Genomic DNA, 16,147 nt, shown 5'->3' on the forward strand with positions numbered 1-16,147 from the left:
GCCCCCTGACCGTCCTCGTGATCGGCACCGGTGGCCGAGAGCACGCGCTGTCGCGGGCCCTGGCCCACGACGCGGGCGTCGCGGCGGTGCACTGCGCTCCCGGCAACCCCGGTGTCGCGGCCGTCGCCGAGCTGCACGACGTCGACCCGATGGACGGCGCAGCCGTGGCCGACCTCGCCGAGCGCCTCGGCGCCGACCTGGTGGTCGTGGGCCCCGAGGCGCCGCTGGTGGCCGGCGTCGCCGACGTCGTGCGCGAGCGCGGCATCCCGGTATTCGGCCCCTCGGCGGCTGCGGCGCAGCTGGAGGGCTCGAAGGCCTTCGCCAAGGACGTGATGGCCGCCGCCGGCGTGCCGACCGCCGCCGCCACCAGCTGCACCACCGCCGAGGAGGTCGCGGCCGCGCTCGACGCCCACGGGGCGCCGTACGTCGTCAAGGACGACGGCCTGGCCGCCGGCAAGGGCGTCGTGGTGACCTCCGACCGTGACGAGGCCGTCGCCCACGCCGCCGGCTGCGAGCGGGTGCTGGTCGAGGAGTTCCTCGACGGCCCCGAGGTCTCGCTCTTCGCGATCTGCGGCTGGGACGACGAGCACGGCGCGGTCGTGCACCCGCTGCAGCCCGCCCAGGACTTCAAGCGGATCCGTGACGGCGACGAGGGCCCCAACACCGGCGGCATGGGCGCCTACACGCCGCTGCCGTGGGCGCCCGAGGGACTCGTCGACGAGGTGCTGGCCACGGTGCTGCGCCCCACCGTCGAGGAGATGGCGCGGCGCGGCGCCCCCTTCACCGGCCTGCTGTACGCCGGCCTGGCGCTCACCTCCCGAGGCGTGCGGGTCGTCGAGTTCAACGCCCGCTTCGGCGACCCCGAGACCCAGCCGCTGCTCGCGCTGCTCGACTCCCCGCTCTCGCCGCTGCTCCTCGGCTCCGCGACCGGCACCCTCGCCGACGTGCCCGCTCCGCAGTGGCGCGCCGGCTCGGCCGTGGGCGTGGTGCTCGCCAGCGCCGGCTACCCCGAGTCGTCGTCGAAGGGTGACGTCATCAGCGGCCTCGAGGCCGCTGAGGCGCTGCCCGACGTGCACGTCATCCACGCCGGCACCGCGCTGGTCGATGACCAGGTCGTCACTGCGGGCGGGCGCGTGCTCGCCGTCGTCGCGACCGGCGACTCGCTGGCCGAGGCCCGCACCGCGGCGTACGAAGGCGTCGGCGCGATCTCCTTCGACGGTGCCCAGCACCGCACCGACATCGCGTTGAGGGCCGCCTCGACCGACTGACCCGTCCCAGGCCAACGCCTGCGCCGAGCCCTTTGCAGAGGGGCACACGCGTGCCCCTCTGCAAAGGGCACGCAGGGCCACTGTCCACAGCCGGCGTCAGGCACGCTGCGCGTCGCCCGACGGTCGCCTAGCGTGACCAGATGCAGCTCCTCACCCAGCGCGCAGCGACCGAGCGCCTGCGCTCCCTGGGCATCGGCCCTCGCCAGGCACGGCAGGTCCTGGACGCCGGGTTGGCCGGAGAGCCCCTGCGCACCAGTGCAGCACTGCTCTTCGACTCCGAGCGCGTGGAGGATCTGATGCGCCGTCCGGTCCTGTCCTGGGCAGAGGTCGACGAGGTGTGTCCGTCGGGGCTCCTCGTGGCCCGTCGGAGCGCGGATCAGCTTCGAGACGCGTGGACGCTGCCGCTGTACGCCCGGCTCGAGATCAGCCGGGTGGCACAAGCCGATGGTCAGCTCCCGATGGTGGCCACGACGGGTGGTTTCGTGACGGACGGCGCCGGGATCGTCGACACCCACGGGGAGGGGACGGCGCGAGGGCGGCGCGACACCTGCCGCCTCGACCTGGTCGAGCCCACGTCGTGGTTCGAGTCCTTCCGCGGACGGCGGCTGCCGACCGGGCCGGGTCGACCCTGGAGGTTCCACGGGGCAGCCTTCGCGTAGGCCAGGGCCCCGCCGGTCGCGAGGGTGCGAGACACTGTGCCCGTGACCGTGCCGAACGTCCTCGCCACCCGCTACGCCGCCGCCGACCTGGCCCAGATCTGGTCGCCCGAGCACAAGATCGTGCTCGAGCGCGAGCTGTGGGTGGCGGTGCTCAAGGCGCAGCGCGACCTGGGCATCGCGGTGCCCGACGGGGTCGTCGAGGCGTACGAGCGGGTGGTCGCCCAGGGCGTCGACGCCGTCGACCTGGGCTCGATCGCCGCGCGCGAGCGGATCACCCGCCACGACGTGAAGGCGCGCATCGAGGAGTTCTCGGCCCTGGCCGGGCACGAGCAGATCCACAAGGGCATGACCAGCCGCGACCTCACCGAGAACGTCGAGCAGCTGCAGGTCAAGCAGTCGCTCGAGCTGCTGCGCGACCGGGCGGTGGCCACCCTGGCCCGTCTGGGGCGACTGGCCGCCGAGCACGAGACCACCGTGATGGCGGGCCGTTCCCACAACGTCGCCGCGCAGGCCACCACGCTGGGCAAGCGCTTCGCCAGCGTCGCCGACGAGATGCTGGTCAGCCTCGAGCGGGTCGAGGACCTGCTCGGCCGCTACCCGCTGCGCGGCATCAAGGGCCCGATGGGCACCGCGCAGGACATGCTCGACCTCCTCGACGGCGACGAGGACAAGCTCGCCGACCTCGAGCAGCGCGTCGCTGGCCACCTCGGCTTCCAGCGGGTGCTGACCAGCGTGGGCCAGGTCTACCCGCGCAGCCTCGACTTCGACGTGCTCTCCGCGCTCGTCCAGCTCACCGCCGGCCCCTCCAACCTGGCTACCACGATCCGGCTGATGGCGGGGAACGAGATCGTCACCGAGGGGTTCAAGGAGGGCCAGGTCGGCTCCTCGGCGATGCCGCACAAGATGAACACGCGTTCCTGCGAGCGCGTCAACGGCCTGGCCGTCGTCACCCGCGGCTACCTCTCGATGGTCGGCGAGCTCGCCGGCGACCAGTGGAACGAGGGCGACGTCTCCTGCTCCGTGGTCCGCCGGGTGGCGCTGCCCGACGCGTTCTTCGCCGTCGACGGGCTCTTCCAGACCTTCCTGACCGTGCTCGACGAGTTCGGTGCCTTCCCCGCGGTGATCCAGCGCGAGCTCGACCGCTACCTGCCCTTCCTGGCCACCACCAAGGTGCTGATGGCCGCGGTGCGCAACGGGGTGGGCCGCGAGAGCGCCCACGAGGCCATCAAGGAGGCGGCGGTGGGCACGGCGCTGGCGATGCGCCAGGGCCAGGCCGACAACGACGTCTTCGCCAAGCTCGGCGCCGACGAGCGGCTCGGGCTCACCGAGGCGCAGCTCGAGAGCCTGGTCGCCGAGCCGATCGCCTTCACCGGCGCCGCGGTCGCCCAGACCCAGGCCGTCGTACGCCGCGTGGCCGCGCTCGCCGAGCAGCACCCGGCCGCGGCGGCGTACGCACCCGGCGCGATCCTCTGACCGTCGTCCGCTCCTGACGCGGCCCTGAGGCCGGCCTCACCCCCGCGTCAGGAATGGGCGCCGCGGGGCGCGGGGTTGGGACGGGGTACGCACCACCTGCCTCGCAGAAGGAGCAACCCCATGAGCAAGATCCTCTTCGTCGTCACCGGCGCCCGCCACTGGACCCTCAAGGACGGCACCCAGCACCCCACCGGCTACTGGGCCGAGGAGCTCGTCGCGCCCTTCCAGGTCTTCACCGGCGCCGGCCACCAGGTCGTCGTCGCCACCCCGGGCGGCGTGCCGCCGGTCGTCGACGAGGGCAGCCTGGCCGCGGAGGCCAACGGCGGCCAGGAGAACGCCGACGCGCTGCGCCAGGCGATCGACGACATCGAGCAGCTGCGCTCCCCGGAGTCGCTCGAGCTGGTCGACCCGACCGCCTACGACGCGGTCTTCTACCCTGGCGGCCACGGCCCGATGGAGGACCTCTCCGGCGACGCCGACTCCGCGCGCCTGCTGGTGCAGACCCTCGAGTCGGGCAAGCCCCTGGGCATCGTGTGCCACGCCCCGGCCGCGCTGCTGGCCACCGAGGGCGAGGGCGGCTCGCCGTTCTCCGGCTACCGGCTCACCGGCTTCACCAACGCCGAGGAGACCCAGGCCGGGCTCGCCGACGGCGCGCCCTGGTTGCTGCAGGACCGCCTCGTCGCCCTGGGTGCCGACTTCCAGGAGGCCGAGCCCTGGAGCGAGAACGTCGTCGTGGATCGCTCGCTCTTCACCGGCCAGAACCCCGCTTCCTCGGGCCCGCTGGCGCGCCGGATGCTCGAGGCCATCGGCTCCTGAGCCGACCCGCACCTGGAGACCCGGACGAGGACGCGCCGGTCGCGAGGCTCACGCCTCGCGGCCGGCGCGTTCGTCGCGCAGGGCCACGACGGCTGCGACCAGCGCCAGCGCCACCAGCGCGGCCGAGGTCAGGAACGCGGTGCGCAGCCCGGCCTCCGGCCCCCACAGCCCCAGCGCCACCGTGTAGGCGGTGACCCCGAGCGCCGAGCCGACGGCCGAGCCGATGCGCTGACCGGTCTGCAGCGCCCCGCCCGCCGCACCGCCCATCCGCGGTGGCACCTGGTCGAGGGTCAGGGTGAAGTTGGGCGAGATCACCGCGCCGCCGCCGAGGCCGCCGACGAAGAGCAGCGGGGGCAGCAGCGCCCACAGCGCCCCGCCCTCGCGGCCCGGCACCAGCACCGCCATCGCCAGGACCGCCGCGACCACCGTCACCAGCGCACCGACGCTGAGCTGGCGGCCCACCGTGGTGACCACCCGCCCGGCCAGCGGCGCCGAGATCGCCGAGCCGACCGCGAAGCCGGTCAGCAGCAGCCCGGCCGTCAGCGGAGCGAGGCCCATCTCGGTCTGCAGGTGCACCGAGAGCACCAGCACCAGCCCGGTGAACCCGGTGAAGTAGAGGGTGCCGACCGCGATGCCGTTGGCGAAGCCGGGGGTACGGCGCAGCAGCGCGACGTCGAGCAGCGGCGCACCGCCGCGGCGTACGACGCGGTGCTCCCAGCGCACGAACACCGCGATGACCACCGGCACCAGCGGGAGCCCCAGCAGCCACAGGTAGTTGCCGCTCTCCGCCCGGACCACCGGGTAGAGCAGCAGCAGGACCGCCACGCCCAGCAGCACCGAGCCGAGCGGGTCCAGGCGCGGGCGGGCCTCGCCGGCCTCGCGCGGGTTGGTGTGCGGCACCAGCCGCAGCACCGCCACCAGCGCCGCCAGCCCGATCGGCACGTTGACCAGGAAGATCCAGCGCCAGCCGTCCTCCTCGCCGAAGAGCGAGATGATCAGCCCGCCCAGCACGGGGCCGAGGGCCGCGGAGACCGAGACCGTCAGTCCGAAGATCCCGAAGGCGCGTCCCCGCTCGCGGCCCGAGAAGAGCTCCTGGATCAGCCCCGAGTTCTGCGGGGTCAGCAGGCCCGCGGCCGCGCCCTGCAGCAGCCGCGCCAGGATCACCAGCTCGACGTTGGGCGCCAGCCCGACCGCCGCGCTGGTGAGCACGAAGAGGCCCAGCCCGACCAGGAGCAGCAGGCGGCGCCCGTAGGCGTCACCGAGCCGGCCTCCGGTCACCAGCACCAGCCCGAAGCTCAGCGCGTAGCCCGAGACCACCCACTGCACGGTGCCGGTGGAGGTGTCGAGGCCCTCCTGGATCGAGGGGATCGCCACGTTGACGATCGTGACGTCGAGCAGCGCCATGAACCCGACGACCAGCGAGACCGCGAAGATCCGCCAGCGCCGGGGGTCGGGCTCGTCGCCGCCGTCGCCACCCGACCAGGGCGCGAGGGCGTCCGCCGCGCGCGGGGACTCCTGGTGCTCGACCATGCCCTCCAGCCTGACCTACCACCCCAGACCCCGGGGGGTGGGCCGGCCCGGGATGATGGCCGGGGTCCCACCGGGTTCCCGGTCCAGGACATGCCCATCCAGGACCCGGAGGACCCACCGTGCTCGACGCCCCCGTGCGCCGCGTCATCGCCCCCGGCCTCGACGCCGCCGCGGCCGGCCTCGACCGGCTGGGGGTGCGCCCGCTCGCCGTGACCGGTCTCGGCTGGCTGGTCGGCCTCGCCGCCTGCGTCGCCGTGGCCACCTCGCACTGGTCGACCGCGCTGGTGCTGTGGTTGGCCAACCGGGCCCTCGACGGTCTCGACGGTCCGCTGGCGCGCCGCCGCGGCGCCACCGACCTGGGCGGCTTCCTCGACCTGCTCGCCGACTTCAGCGTGTACGGCGGCTTCGTGCTCGCGGTGGGCGTCGCGGTGCCGGAGGCGCGCCTGGCCTGCCTGGTGCTGCTGCTGACCTACTACGTCTCCGGGACCGCGTTCCTGACCCTGGCGCCGCTGCTGGAGAGGCGTGGAGCCCGCGGGGACGGCCGCTCGGTGCTCTTCGTGGGCGGACTGGCCGAGGGCACCGAGACGGTGCTGGCCTACGCCGTGCTGTGCCTGCTGCCGGCCCACGCCGAGACCGTGCTGTGGGTCTTCGCGGCCATGGTCGCCCTCACCGCGCTGCAGCGCATCGGGCTGGGTGTCCGGAGCCTGGGCATCCGGGCCCCGCGTCCGCTCCGAACCACCTCCGAGACGCTTCCCGAGGAGACCCCGTGACCCGCCCCGCCGGCCGCCCAGGCCGACCCCTGCTGCTGACGGCCGCCCTGGCGGTCACGGCCCTGGTGGCCTCCGCGTGCGGCGGCGAGCCCGACGAGGCCGCCGCGGTCGACGCCTCCGACTGGGACGCCGTGCTCGCCGAGGCACAGGGCCAGAGCGTCGACTGGTACATGTACGGCGGCGACCAGCGTCTCAACGACTTCGTCAACGGCGAGGTCGCCGACCGGCTCGCCGGGCTCGGGGTCAGCCTCGACCAGGTCAAGATCACCGACACCGCCGAGGCGGTCAACAAGGTGCTCGGCGAGCAGCAGGCCGGGCGCACCTCGGGCGGCTCGGTCGACGCGATCTGGGTCAACGGCGAGAACTTCGCCACCGGGGTGCAGGCCGACCTGTGGGCCTGCGGCTGGACCGCCGACCTGCCCAACGCGAAGCACGTCGACCTCGACGACCCGGCCGTGGCCACCGACTTCGGGGTGCCGGTCGAGGGCTGCGAGGCCGCCTGGCAGCAGGCCAGCTCGGCGCTGGTCTACGACAGCGCGGCGCTGGACGAGGCCGACGTGGAGTCGGTCGAGTCGCTGCTGGCCTGGACCGCGAGCGAGCCGGGGCGCTTCACCCACCCCGCCCCGCCCGACTTCACCGGCTCGATGGCGGTGCGCACCTTCCTCTACGACACCCTCGGCGCCGAGGCCGTCACGGCGGCGGCCGAGGCCGGCGGCCTCGACGACGACGTCTACGAGCAGGCCCGCGACGAGACCTTCGACCGGCTGCTCGACGCCGCCGACGGCTTCTGGCGCGGCGGCGAGACCTACCCGGTGAGCCAGGAGGAGGTCGAGAAGCTCTACGCCGACGGCGAGATCAGCGCCTTCCTCACCTACGGCCCCGGCGCGGTGAGCAGCCTCGTCGAGGACGGCGTCTTCCCCGGCAGCACCCGCGAGACGGTGCTCTCGGTCGGCAACATCTCCAACGTCAGCTTCGTCGGGGTGCCCGCCAACGCCGAGGACCGCGCCGGGGCGATGGTCCTGGCCGACGTGCTCCAGGACCCCGAGGTCCAGCTCGGGCTCTACGAGGCCACCGGCATCTTCCCGGTCATCGACCTCGACACCGTCGAGCCCGCCCTCGCCGAGCGCTTCGCCGCCGTCGACGCCGGGCCCTCGGTGCTGAGCCCCGAGGAGCTCACCGCCGACGCGCTGCCCGAGCTCGACAGCGCCACCCTGGCCCGGATCGAGGACGACTGGAGGGCACGGGTCCTGCGGGGCGAGGGATGAGCCCGCGCCTGCGCATCGCCCTGCTCCTGGCCCCGGCGCTGCTGGTCGTCGGGGTCTTCGTCGTCGGCGGGGTGCTCCAGGCGGTGCTGCAGAGCCTCGGCCACGCCCCCGTGGTGGGGGAGTCGCAGTGGTCGCTCGACGCCTACCGCCGCGTGCTCGCCGACCCGGCCGTGCACGCCTCGCTGCTGCTCACCGCCCGCGTCTCCCTGATCTCCACCGCGGCCGCCGCCGTGCTCGGCACCGCCCTGGCCCTGCTCGTACGCCGCCTGGGCGGGCGCCGCCGCCTCGCGGTGCTGTTCCACGGCACGCTGGCCGTGCCGCACCTGGTGGGGGCGCTGGCGATCGGCCTGCTGCTGGCCCCCTCCGGCCTGCTCTCGCGCGCGGCGTACCGGCTCGGCCTGGTGGACTCGGTGCAGGACGTGCCGGCGCTGACCCAGGACGCCTTCGGCTGGGGGATCATCGCGGAGTACACGTGGAAGGAGACCTTCTTCGTGGCCGTCGTGGCGCTGGCCGCGCTGGGCCGCCGGGTCGGCGACCTCGAGGACGTCGCCGCGACGCTGGGCGCCTCGCGCTGGCAGCGCCTGCGCGAGGTGACGCTGCCGGTGCTGGCCCCGCCGGTCGCGGCCGCGTCGGTGCTGGTGCTGGCCTTCGTGACCGCCTCCTACGAGGTGCCCCGGCTGCTGGGGCGGCCCTACCCGACGACGCTGTCGGTGGAGGCCTTCCAGCGCTACCGCGACATCGACCTGACCTCGCGGCCCGAGGCGATGGCCCTGGCCGTGCTGATCGCGCTGCTGACCACGCTGGCGGCGCTGGCCTACCTGCGGCTCGTCGGCGGCCTGGCGAGGCGGTCGCTGTGAAGCGCAGTCCCTGGCGCGGCGCGGCGGTCGCCGTCGTCGCGGTGGTCACCGTGCTGCCGATGGTGCCGGTCGTGCTGTGGGCCGTCGCCGGCGCCTGGCGCTACCCCGCCCTGCTGCCGCCCGAGCTGAGCGCCCGCGGGCTGCGCCTGCTGCTCGGCGACGGCGTCCTGGCGGCCCTGGGCACGTCCGTGCTGGTCTCCACCAGCGTGGCCCTGCTGGCCTGCCTGGTGGGCCTGCCGGCCGGGCGGGCGCTGGGCCTGCACCGCTTCCGCGGGCGCCGGTTGGTGCAGTTCCTGCTGCTGGCCCCGATCATCGTGCCGCCGCTGGCGGTCACCCTGGGCCTGCAGGTCTTCTTCATCCGCTACGGGCTCGCCGACACCGTCGCCGGGGTGGTGCTGGTCCAGCTGGTGCCGACCGTGCCCTACGCCGCCAGCCTGCTCGCCGCCGCCCACGCCGACCTCGACACCGACCACGAGCAGGCGGCCCGGGTGCTGGGCGCCGGCCCGGTGGCGACCCTGCGCCACGTGAGCCTGCCGCTGCTGCGCCCGGCGCTGGTGACCGCCTTCCTGCTGACCTTCCTCATCTCCTGGAGCGAGTACGTGCTGACCCTCCTCGTCGGCGGCGGCCGGGTCACGACCCTGCCGCTGCTGCTCTTCTCGGCCATCGAGTCCTCCGACCGCACCGCGGCCGCCGCGCTCGGCCTGCTGGTGGTGGCGCCGCCGGTGCTGCTGGTGCTCGCGGTGACCCGGGTCGCCGGGCGCGACGTCGCCTGGATGGGGGTCTCCCGTGCGTAGGCGCCGGCACGACCACCACCACGACCACGAGCGCGACGCCGCCGACCGGCCGGCCTCCGGGCCGGCCGCCCGGGTGGCGGTGCGCGACCTGGTGGTCCGTTTCGGGCCCACCACGGCCGTCGACGGGCTCGACCTCGACCTCGAGCCCGGCAGCTTCACCGCGCTGCTCGGCCCCTCGGGCTGCGGCAAGAGCACCACCCTCGCCGTCCTCGCGGGCCTGCAGCGACCCGACGCCGGCAGCGTGCGCATCGACGACGTCGACGTGCTCGCCAGCCCGCCCGAGCACCGACCCGTCGGTCTGGTGCTGCAGAAGCCGCTGCTCTTCCCGCACCTCGACGTGGCCCGCAACGTCGGCTTCGGCCTGCGGATGGCCGGCGCGTCCCGCGCCCACGAGCGGGCCGAGGCGCGCGACATGCTGCGCCGGGTGCGCCTCGACGACCTCGGCTCCCGCCGACCGCACGAGCTCTCCGGCGGGCAGGAGCAGCGGGTCTCGCTGGCCCGCGCGCTGCTGCGCCGCCCGCGGGTGCTGCTGCTCGACGAGCCGTTCAGCCAGCTCGACCCCGAGCTGCGCGGCGACATGCGCGGGCTGGTGCGGCGCCTGCACGACGAGCTCGGGGTGACCACCCTCTTCGTGACCCACGACCGCGACGAGGCCGTCGACGTCGCCGACCGGGTCGTCGTCCTCGACCGGGGGCGCGTCGTCGGCGCCGGCACGCCCGAGGAGGTCTACACCCGCCCCGACACCCTGGCCACCGCGCGCTACTTCGGCCCCGTCAACGAGCTGCCCGGCGAGGTGGCGGGCGGCCGCTTCACCAGCCGCGACGGCACGCTGGTGGTGCCCACCGGCGCCCCGACCGGCCCGGCGGTGCTCGTCGTCCGCCCCGAGACGCTCGCCCTGGCCGGCGACGCCGCGCCGGCGGCGTACGACGTGGGGGTCGCGGTCAAGGAGGTCCGCTTCGCCGGCACCCACCTGGTGGTCGAGACGGCGCTGGCCGACGGCACCCCCCTGCGTGCCCACCTGCCGGTCGGCTCGGCGGTGGCCCCCGGAGCCGCGGCCCGGCTGGTGCTGGCGCCGGAGCGCTGCCACGTGCTGGAGGGGGAGCGGTGAGCCGCGGCGTGCTGCTCAAGGCCGGCGTGCTGCTGGCGCTGGTGGTCGCCGCGGTGGTGCTGCAGCTGAGCGTGGGCCTGCCCAGCCAGGCCGAGCTGCGCTCGACCCTCGACGGGCTCGGCGGGTGGGCGGTGCCGGCGTTCGTGGCGGCCTACGCCGCCATCAGCCTGCTGCCGGCCGGTCCCACCGCGGTGATGACGGTGCTCGGCGGCCTGCTGCTGGGCTTCGGCGCCGGCCTGGTCGCCGTGCTCGGCGCCGCGGTGGTCGGCGCCGTCGCCGCGTTCCTGCTGAGCCGGGTGCTGGGCCGTGACGCCGTGCGCGGCCTGACCGGGCAGCGCTTCGCCAGCCTCGACGAGCGCGTGCGCGACAACGGCTTCGCGACCGTGCTGCTGGCGCGGCTGGTCCCGCTGGTGCCCTTCAGCACCGCCAACTACGCCTTCGGCCTGACCTCGGTGAGCACCCGCTCGTACGCCGCCGCCACGGTGCTGGGCATCGTGCCCGGCTCGGCCGTCTACGTGGCCGTCGGCGCCTTCGGCGCCGACCCCGGCTCGCCGCCGTTCCTGCTGGCGATCGCCGCGCTGGTGCTGCTCACGGTGCTGGGGGTGTGGCGCCAGCGGCGGACGCGCGGTGCTGCACCCACCGACGCCGACCCCGCGCCAGGACCCGGGTGACGGTCGCCGGCACCGGCCGGGCCAGCTCCTCGCGGGTGCGGGCGACGGCGGCCTTGGAGACGCCGTCGCTCCAGGCGGGGTAGGGGTGGATGGTGCCGGCGACGGTGCGCAGGCTGACGCCGGCCTGCGCCGCCAGGGTCAGCTCGGCCAGCACCTCCCCGGCCCGGGGGCCCACGACGCGGGCGCCCACCAGGCGGCCGCGGCCGTCGAGCACCACCGCGACCTCCCCGTCGGTGTCGCCCTCGGCGACGGCGCGGTCGACCTCGGTGGCGTCGACGCGGTGCACCGTGTGCGACGGGTCGTCGGTCTCGGTGCCGACGCCGAAGGAGGCCACCTCGGGCTGGGTGTAGGTGACCCGGGGGATGGTGTCGAGGCGCACCTTGCGGCGCAGCCCCAGCACCGCGTTGGAGGCGGCCAGGCTGCCGTGCATGCCGGCCACGTGGGTGAAGGCGGGGTGGCCGGTGAGGTCGCCGGCCGCCCAGATGCGGAGGTTGGTGGTGCGCAGCGCGCTGTCGACCACCACGTGGCCGCTCTCGCGGACCTCGACCCCGGCGGCCCGCAGACCCAGGTCGTGGGTGCCGGGCGTGCGACCGACCGCCACCAGCACCCGGTCGACGTGCAGCACGCTGCCGTCGGAGAGGTGCGCGGCCAGGTCGCCGGGCACGCCCTCGACGCGCTCGAGCGAGACGTCCTCGCGCAGGTCGACCCCGTCGGCGCGCAGCGCGGCGCGCACCAGGGCGGCCGCGTGCGCGTCCTCGGGCCCCAGCACGCGCGGGCCCGCCTCGACCACGCTCACCCGGCTGCCCAGCCGGGCGAAGGCCTGGCCCAGCTCGCAGCCGATCGGGCCGCCGCCCAGCACCAGCAGCCGCCCGGGCAGCTCCGCGAGGTCCCACACGTCGTCGGAGGTCAGCGGCGACGCCTCCGCCAGGCCGGGGACGCCCGGGACGCTGGGGGAGGAGCCGGTGGCCAGCAGCGCCTGCGCGAAGCGCACCGGCTCGCCGTCGACCACCGCGCTCTGCGGGCCGGTCAGCGTCAGGTCGCCGTGGGCCACCGCGACGCCGGCCCCGCGCAGCCGCTCGGGGGAGTCGACCGGCTCGATGCGCGCGATGGTGTCGTGCACGTGGCGCATCACCGCGGCGAAGTCGACCCGCACGTCGCCCACGTGCACGCCCAGGCGCGGCGCGCGCCGGGCGGCCGCGGCGGCGTGCGCGGCGGCCAGCAGCGCCTTGCTGGGCACGCAGCCGGTCCACAGGCAGTCGCCGCCGGTGCGGTGCCGCTCGACCAGGAGGGTGCGGGCACCGAACCCGGCCGCGGTGTGCGCGGCCACCAGGCCGGCCGTGCCGCCACCGACGACCACCAGGTCCCATGGTGCGCCGTCGGGCGTGGTCAGCGGGTCCGAGCGGCGTACGCCGGGCGCGGCGGTCGGCGGGGCGGTCGAGGCGGCGGGAGAGGTCATCGGGGGTCTCCGTCGGTCAGGTCGCGGACGAGGTCGTGGGCCCGGCGCAGCGACGCCGGGGGCGGGGCGTGGTGGTCACCGAGCCGGTCGAGGGCCGCGAGCACGCGGCGTCGCTCGGCGGCCGAGGTGGCGCAGCGCTCGCACACCGCCAGGTGCCGCTCGAGCCGGTCGCGCTCGGCGGGGGTGAGCGGGGTCGCGGGCCGCTGCTCGACGTAGCGGTCGAGCACCCGGCCCGACCACCAGCACTCGAGCATCGAGCGGGGGCCCTGCATCCTCCCGGTCACCGGGTGCCTCCTGGGGGTCGGCGGTGGGCCAGCGCGGCCCGCAGGCGGGAGCGGCCGCGGCTGACGCGCGAGACGACGGTGCCCGTCGGCACGTCGAGCACGGCCGCGGCCTCGTCGTAGGTCAGGTGGTCGACGTCGACCAGCAGCACCGCCCGGCGGAACTGCTCGCCCAGCGAGCCCATCGCGGCGACCACGTCGGCGTCGAAGGCGTTGTCGTCGACGAGCTGCTCGGGGGACGAGGCGTGCGCGACGCCGAAGGCCGGCCGGTGCCGGGCCAGCACGTCGTCGTCGACCAGGTCGGGACGGCTGCGGCGCAGGCTGTTGAGGTGGGTGCGCCGCAGGATCGTCAGCAGCCAGGCCCGGGGGTGGCGCCCGTCGAAGCGGTCCACCGCGCCCCAGGCCCGCACCAGCGTGTCCTGCACGACGTCGTCGGCGTCGCTCCACGACCCGGTGAGGGTGTGCGCCACCCGCAGCAGCACCTCGACCTCCGGCTCGACCCAGCGGGCGAAGGCCTCGGCGCGCGCCGTCCCCCCGTGCAGGGTGGGCGCGGCGGTGGGGGTCACGTCCCCGGAACCCGCTGGGCCCTCGGGTTCCTTCCCGTCTCGCCCGGCCACCACCACCCCATCCTGACGCACCACCCCGTCCCACCATCCTGTCGCGGCGCGCACACCCGGTTTGGCGCCCGGGCGCGGCACCGGGAGGATCCGGGGCATGAGTGCCCCCGTCACCGTCTCGATCACCCGGCACCTCGACCCCGGCCGCGAGGCCGAGATGGCCAGCTGGCTGCAGGCGGGCACGGCGCTGGCCCAGCGCTTCCCCGGCTTCCTGGGCGCCGGCTGGGTGCGCCCCGAGGCCGACTCCGAGACCTGGCACATGCTCTACCGCTTCGCCGACGCCGAGGCGCTCGCGCGCTGGGAGGGCTCGCACGAGCGGGAGTGGTGGCGCGACGCGGCCGTCGGCCTGGGGGTGCGCGAGTCCCGCGTCGAGCGGCGTACGGGCATCGAGGGGTGGTTCGACGAGCCCACCAGCCGCGACGTGCGCGACCTGCGGCTCAACCCGTCGCCCCCGCCGCGCTGGAAGCAGGCGATGACCATCTTCCTGGTCTTCTACCCGCTCAGCCTCCTGGTCAACTGGGGCACCGGGTCGTACGTCGCCGACGTCGCCCTGCCGCTGCGGATCCTGCTGACGGTGCTGGTGATGACCCCGGTGATGACCTACGCGGCCCTGCCCTGGATCACGCGCAAGATGCAGTGGTTCCTGCAGGGCCAGCCGCCCCCGTGGCGGCGCTCCGCGCGCGGCGACTGAACGAGGGGTCAGTATCTCGGCGTGGCCTCTTGTGGGCTGGGTCACACGCATCTAGGGTGACGCGCACACGACAGGCCCGCCCCGGATCAGCCGGAGGTGCGGGCGGACTTCTCGGAGGAACACGTGCGTCTCAGTTCACTGTCCCGTGCCGCTGTGCCGGCACTGGCCGTCACCACGGCCGCAGCACTCGTCGCCGGCGGCGTCGGCTTCACCGCCAACGCCGACGACGCCACCACCACGGTCCAGACCGCCGAGCGGGGGAAGCCGAAGGACAAGGGCTTCGACCTCTCAAAGCAGCTGACCAAGCGGGTCAAGGCGGAGGGCATCGGGGAGCACCTCGACAAGCTCCAGGAGATCTCCGACAAGTTCGACGGCAACCGCGCGTCGGGCACCCCGGGCTACAACGCCAGCGTGCGCTACCTCGTGCGTACGCTGGAGCGCGCGGGCTACTCGCCCGAGGTCCAGGCCTTCGAGTTCCCCTACTTCGTCGAGAACGCCCCGGCCACGCTGGCCCAGACCGCGCCCGACGCCACGACGTACACCACGCCCGACGACTTCTCCACCATGACCTACTCGGGCTCCGGCGAGGCCAGCGGCGCGCTCCAGGCGGTCGACACCACCGCGACCGCCGGTGCGGGCACCAGCGGCTGCGAGGCCGAGGACTTCACCGACTTCGTCGCCGGCTCGATCGCGCTCATCCAGCGCGGCGGCTGCGCCTTCGGCCTCAAGGCCCTCAACGCGCAGGACGCCGGCGCGACGGGCGTGATCATCTTCAACTCCGGCACCGAGGGCAACACCGCCTCCTTCGCCGGCACCCTGGGCCAGCCCGGCTACGAGATCCCCGTCGTGGGCACCTCCTTCGCCGTGGGCCAGGACCTCTACGACCCGGCCGGCACCGAGGTCACCCTCACCGCCGACACCACCTCCGAGCTCCGCGAGACCTTCAACGTCCTGGCCGAGACCCGCGGTGGCGACAAGGACAACGTCGTGATGGTCGGCTCGCACCTCGACTCGGTGCCCGAGGGCCCGGGCATCAACGACAACGGCTCCGGCTCGGCGAGCATCCTCGAGACGGCGCTCAAGCTCTCGAAGTTCGACAAGAAGGGCAAGAAGAAGGGCCACGGCAAGAAGGCCAAGGGCAAGGGCAAGGGCCGCCTGACCAACCAGGTGCGCTTCGCCTGGTGGGGCGCCGAGGAGCTGGGCCTGCTCGGCTCCGAGCACTACGTCGCCGAGCTGAGCCAGGAGGAGATCGACGAGATCGCCCTCTACCTCAACTTCGACATGGTCGGCTCGCCCAACTACGTGCGCTTCGTCTACGACGGCGACAACTCCGAGGGTGGCGGCGCGGTCGGCCCGGCCGGCTCCGACGACATCGAGGCGATGTTCAACGACTACTTCGCCAGCGTCGACCTGCCCTCCGAGGCGACCCCGTTCAGCGGGCGCTCCGACTACGGCCCGTTCATCGTCGAGGGCGTCGACATCCCGTCCGGTGGTCTGTTCACCGGCGCCGAGGGCGTCAAGACCGAGGAGCAGGCGGCCGTCTACGGCGGAGAGGCCGGCGTCGCCTACGACCCGTGCTACCACGCCGAGTGCGACGACCGCGACAACGTGAGCATGGACGCGATCGACGAGATGTCCGACGCGATCGCCCACTCCGTGGCGACGTACGCCGTCAGCACCGAGGGTCTCGGCGAGGGCTCGCCCTCGCCCGAGCCGCGTCCCAGCGGCTCGGAGCGCAAGGCGGCCCAGGAGGCGGCCCGCAACGCCGAGCTGCACCCGGCGCACGACCACCGCGACGAGCTGCGTCGCTGACACCCAGCAGCACCCGGCACCACCCGGCAGCACCCGCGGGGCCGGTCCGGAGGAGCAACTCCTCCGGGCCGGCCCCGTC

General features: G+C 74.9%; 16 protein-coding genes. 12 read left to right on the forward strand and 4 right to left on the reverse strand.

Going from position 1 to position 16,147, the window contains the following annotated elements; translation table 11 throughout:
* The first annotated feature begins 5 nt into the window (after positions 1-5).
* From purD to JOE61_RS12390, 4 genes are all read left to right on the forward strand, one after another.
* Positions 6-1,268 (forward strand): phosphoribosylamine--glycine ligase, encoded by a 1,263-nt coding sequence (gene purD / locus JOE61_RS12375; RefSeq protein ID WP_193668425.1) that lies wholly within the window; start codon positions 6-8, stop codon positions 1,266-1,268.
* A 140-nt stretch (positions 1,269-1,408) separates the two neighbouring features.
* Positions 1,409-1,927, forward strand: coding sequence for a hypothetical protein (locus JOE61_RS12380; protein ID WP_193668249.1), 519 nt, complete (start codon positions 1,409-1,411; stop codon positions 1,925-1,927).
* 42 nt (positions 1,928-1,969) lie between these two features.
* Entirely contained in the window at positions 1,970-3,400 is a 1,431-nt protein-coding gene (gene purB, locus JOE61_RS12385; RefSeq protein ID WP_193668247.1) for an adenylosuccinate lyase, read from the forward strand.
* Between the two features lie 120 nt (positions 3,401-3,520).
* On the forward strand, positions 3,521-4,216 hold the full coding sequence (locus JOE61_RS12390; RefSeq protein WP_193668245.1) for a type 1 glutamine amidotransferase domain-containing protein: 696 nt from the start codon (positions 3,521-3,523) through the stop codon (positions 4,214-4,216).
* A gap of 48 nt (positions 4,217-4,264) precedes the next feature.
* Here the strand turns inward: JOE61_RS12390 and JOE61_RS12395 are convergent, their stop codons facing one another.
* Positions 4,265-5,746 carry an MFS transporter gene (locus JOE61_RS12395; RefSeq protein ID WP_193668243.1) on the reverse strand — a complete coding sequence of 494 codons (1,482 nt, stop codon included), beginning with the start codon at positions 5,744-5,746 and terminating at the stop codon, positions 4,265-4,267.
* A gap of 119 nt (positions 5,747-5,865) precedes the next feature.
* Here JOE61_RS12395 and JOE61_RS12400 point away from each other — a divergent pair, with 119 nt between their 5' ends.
* Genes JOE61_RS12400 through JOE61_RS12425 form a run of 6 tightly spaced genes read left to right on the forward strand, consistent with a single transcriptional unit; the run spans position 5,866 to position 11,211 of the window.
* The gene (locus tag JOE61_RS12400) at positions 5,866-6,516 is read left to right on the forward strand and encodes a CDP-alcohol phosphatidyltransferase family protein (protein WP_193668240.1); all 651 of its coding nucleotides are present in this window, start codon (positions 5,866-5,868) and stop codon (positions 6,514-6,516) included.
* The gene (locus tag JOE61_RS12405) at positions 6,513-7,781 is read left to right on the forward strand and encodes an ABC transporter substrate-binding protein (RefSeq protein WP_307822989.1); all 1,269 of its coding nucleotides are present in this window, start codon (positions 6,513-6,515) and stop codon (positions 7,779-7,781) included. The genes JOE61_RS12400 and JOE61_RS12405 overlap by 4 nt, the downstream gene beginning before the upstream one ends.
* A complete protein-coding gene (locus JOE61_RS12410; RefSeq protein WP_193668238.1) occupies positions 7,778-8,638 on the forward strand; it encodes an ABC transporter permease in 861 nt (286 codons plus the stop codon). The genes JOE61_RS12405 and JOE61_RS12410 overlap by 4 nt, the downstream gene beginning before the upstream one ends.
* Complete coding sequence (locus JOE61_RS12415) at positions 8,635-9,432, forward strand: ABC transporter permease (RefSeq protein WP_193668236.1); 798 nt, start codon at positions 8,635-8,637, stop codon at positions 9,430-9,432. Before JOE61_RS12410 ends, JOE61_RS12415 begins: the two co-directional genes overlap by 4 nt.
* Positions 9,425-10,540, forward strand: a complete 1,116-nt coding sequence (locus JOE61_RS12420) for an ABC transporter ATP-binding protein (RefSeq protein WP_193668234.1) — start codon at positions 9,425-9,427, stop codon at positions 10,538-10,540. The genes JOE61_RS12415 and JOE61_RS12420 overlap by 8 nt, the downstream gene beginning before the upstream one ends.
* Positions 10,537-11,211 carry a TVP38/TMEM64 family protein gene (locus tag JOE61_RS12425; RefSeq protein ID WP_193668232.1) on the forward strand — a complete coding sequence of 225 codons (675 nt, stop codon included), beginning with the start codon at positions 10,537-10,539 and terminating at the stop codon, positions 11,209-11,211. The genes JOE61_RS12420 and JOE61_RS12425 overlap by 4 nt, the downstream gene beginning before the upstream one ends.
* On the opposite strand, the gene JOE61_RS12430 is transcribed toward JOE61_RS12425, so the two are convergent.
* From JOE61_RS12430 to JOE61_RS12440, 3 genes are read right to left on the reverse strand one after another with little or no spacing between them, the layout of a single operon-like run.
* The gene (locus tag JOE61_RS12430) at positions 11,129-12,667 is read right to left on the reverse strand and encodes a dihydrolipoyl dehydrogenase family protein (protein ID WP_193668230.1); all 1,539 of its coding nucleotides are present in this window, start codon (positions 12,665-12,667) and stop codon (positions 11,129-11,131) included. The genes JOE61_RS12425 and JOE61_RS12430 overlap by 83 nt on opposite strands.
* A complete protein-coding gene (locus JOE61_RS12435; RefSeq protein WP_193668228.1) occupies positions 12,664-12,951 on the reverse strand; it encodes an anti-sigma factor family protein in 288 nt (95 codons plus the stop codon). Before JOE61_RS12435 ends, JOE61_RS12430 begins: the two co-directional genes overlap by 4 nt.
* Positions 12,948-13,514, reverse strand: coding sequence for a sigma-70 family RNA polymerase sigma factor (locus JOE61_RS12440; protein ID WP_307822990.1), 567 nt, complete (start codon positions 13,512-13,514; stop codon positions 12,948-12,950). Before JOE61_RS12440 ends, JOE61_RS12435 begins: the two co-directional genes overlap by 4 nt.
* 148 nt (positions 13,515-13,662) lie before the next feature.
* Here JOE61_RS12440 and JOE61_RS12445 point away from each other — a divergent pair, with 148 nt between their 5' ends.
* Together JOE61_RS12445 and JOE61_RS12450 are read left to right on the forward strand one after the other, a co-directional pair.
* Positions 13,663-14,256: an antibiotic biosynthesis monooxygenase gene (locus JOE61_RS12445; RefSeq protein ID WP_193668225.1), complete on the forward strand. Its 594-nt coding sequence runs from the start codon at positions 13,663-13,665 to the stop codon at positions 14,254-14,256.
* Positions 14,257-14,409: 153 nt separating this feature from the next.
* Positions 14,410-16,068, forward strand: a complete 1,659-nt coding sequence (locus JOE61_RS12450) for a M28 family metallopeptidase (protein ID WP_193668223.1) — start codon at positions 14,410-14,412, stop codon at positions 16,066-16,068.
* The last annotated feature ends 79 nt before the right edge of the window (positions 16,069-16,147 follow it).

It is taken from the genome of Nocardioides salarius (genome assembly GCF_016907435.1).
Classification (GTDB): Bacteria; Actinomycetota; Actinomycetes; order Propionibacteriales; family Nocardioidaceae; genus Nocardioides; species Nocardioides salarius.

Coding starts and splice junctions, on each gene's coding strand:
- JOE61_RS12380 (WP_193668249.1), top strand. CDS start 1,409: ATGCAGCTCCTCACCCAGCGCGCAGCGACCGAGCGCCTGCGCTCCCTG.
- JOE61_RS12395 (WP_193668243.1), bottom strand. CDS start 5,746: ATGGTCGAGCACCAGGAGTCCCCGCGCGCGGCGGACGCCCTCGCGCCC.
- JOE61_RS12410 (WP_193668238.1), top strand. CDS start 7,778: ATGAGCCCGCGCCTGCGCATCGCCCTGCTCCTGGCCCCGGCGCTGCTG.
- JOE61_RS12430 (WP_193668230.1), bottom strand. CDS start 12,667: ATGACCTCTCCCGCCGCCTCGACCGCCCCGCCGACCGCCGCGCCCGGC.
- JOE61_RS12390 (WP_193668245.1), top strand. CDS start 3,521: ATGAGCAAGATCCTCTTCGTCGTCACCGGCGCCCGCCACTGGACCCTC.
- JOE61_RS12445 (WP_193668225.1), top strand. CDS start 13,663: ATGAGTGCCCCCGTCACCGTCTCGATCACCCGGCACCTCGACCCCGGC.